1 protein-coding gene is annotated in these 2,088 nt (G+C 71.1%); it reads left to right on the top strand.

Annotation, left to right across the window (positions count from 1 at the left end):
- A partial coding sequence (locus Q5Y75_RS28285; RefSeq protein WP_306203635.1) for a condensation domain-containing protein occupies window positions 1-2,088 on the top strand: 2,088 nt, incomplete at both ends.

Here is a 2,088-nt window from a genome sequence, read left to right as displayed (position 1 = left end):
CTTGGTGGTCATTCGTTGTCAGCGGTTCGTCTTGCTGGTCGTCTTGAGGAGGCGACGGGGCGGCGTGTTTCGGTTCGGTCTGTGTTTGAAGGGCGGACGGTTGCGGGGATCGCCTCGGCTTTGCTGTCGGCGCCGTCGGCGTCCGGACCCGCCTCGGATGCGCCGCTGGTTGCGACGGGCACGGAGGGGCCGGCACCGCTGGCCTTGCAGCAAGAGCGGCTGTGGTTTCTGGACCGGCTGGAGGCGGCGGCGGGCGCGGCCTATCACATGGAATGGGCGTTGCGGCTGCGCGGGCCGCTGGATGTGGCGGCGCTGGAGGCGGCTTTGGTGGGGCTGGTGGCGCGGCACGCCGCGCTGCGCACGCATTTTGAGGCTCGTGGCGGCACGCCGGAACAGGTGGTTGCGGCGGCGGGCGGGTTCACCCTGCCCTGCGAGCGGGTGGCCCCCGAGGCGGTCGAGGCCCGCGTGGCGGCGCTGCTGGCGCGGCCTTTTGACCTGACGCGGGGCCCGCTCTTTCGGGCGCATCTCCTGCGCCTGTCAGAGCGCGAGCATGTGCTGGTCCATGGCGGGCATCACAGCGTTCTCGATGGCTGGTCGATGGGGGTTCTGACGCGCGAGGCGGCGGCGCTCTACGAGGCGGCACGGACGGGGGGCATTGCGGAGTTGCCGCCGCTGCCGGTGAGTTATGCGGATTATGCCCGGTGGCAGCGGGCGCAACTGACGCCGGCGCGGCTGAGCGCGGGCGCGCAGTGGTGGCGCGACTATCTGGATGGGGTGCCCGAGGCGATTGCGCTGCCCTTCGACCGGCCGCGACCCGCGCGGATGGACTACCGCGGCGGCGCGGTGCCGGTTCGGCTGCCGACGGCGCTGGCTGAGGCATTGCGAGCGCTCGGGGAACGCGAGGGGGCGACGCTGTTCATGGTGCTGGAGACGGTGCTGGCGGTGCTGCTGTCCCGGCTTGGCGCGGGGCCGGATGTAGTGCTGGGCACGGCAACGGCGAACCGGCCGCGTCCGGAGCTGGACGATCTGGTGGGCTTTTTTGTGAACACGGTGGCACTGCGACACCGGCTGTCGCCCGGCGAGAGCTTTGCGGCAACGCTGCGGGCAGCGCGGGGATCGGTGTTGTCTGCGCTGGAGCGCGGAGAGGTGCCGTTCGAGACGGTGGTCGAGGCGGTGGCGCCCGAGCGCAGCCTGTCCCATGCGCCGCTGGTGCAGGTGATGATGGTGCTGCAGAACTGGGCCGAGCGCGACCAGGACGGGCTGCTGCGTCTCGACGGGGTTGGCGTGACCCCAGAGCCGGGCAACATGACGCGGGCGCAGTTTGACCTGTCGTTGGACCTGCGGGAAGAGGCGGATGGCCAGATCAGCGGCCATCTTGTCTATGCCACCCAGCTGTTCGACCGCGCCACCGCCGAGCGGATGGCGCGGATGTTCACGCAGCTGGCGTCCGCGGCCGTCGCCGCGCCCGAGACCGCGATCGCGGCGCTGCCGATCCTGGACAGTGCCGAGCGCGCGGCGCTGCTGGCCCGGAGCGGCGCGCCCACCGCAGGCGCCCCGGAGACCGGAGCCCACACGCTGGCCGATCTCTTTGCGCTGCAGGCTGCAGCGCAGCCGCAGGCCCCGGCGGTGCGCGACGGCGCGCAGGTGCTCAGCTACGGGGAGCTGGAGCGCCGCGCCAACCGGCTGGCCCATCACCTGATCCGGCGCGGCATCGGGCCTGAGACCGTGGTCGGTGTGTGCCTGCCCCGCTCGGCAGAGCTGATCGTGACGCTGCTGGCCATCACCAAGGCCGGCGGCGCCTACCTGCCGCTCGATCCCGACCACCCGCAGGCCCGCCGCGCCCTGCTGCTGCAGGGCGCCCCGGCCGCGCTGCTGATCACCACCGAAACCCTGAACGCGCCGCCCGCACCCTGCCAGACCCTCTGCCTCGACGCGCAGGACACAGACACCCTCCTCGCGGCAGAACCCGAAACCCCGCCATCCGACAAAGACCGTACCGCCCCCCTCACGAAAGACACACTCGCCTATGTGATCTACACATCAGGCTCAACAGGAAAACCAAAACCCGTCGCCGTAACAAATGAAAAC

The sequence above is a fragment of the Ruegeria discodermiae genome (genome assembly GCF_030758345.1).
GTDB lineage: Bacteria > Pseudomonadota > Alphaproteobacteria > Rhodobacterales > Rhodobacteraceae > Ruegeria_C.
The sequence above is the reverse complement of the archived record's forward strand: the minus strand, read 5'-3'. Positions and strand labels throughout refer to the sequence as shown.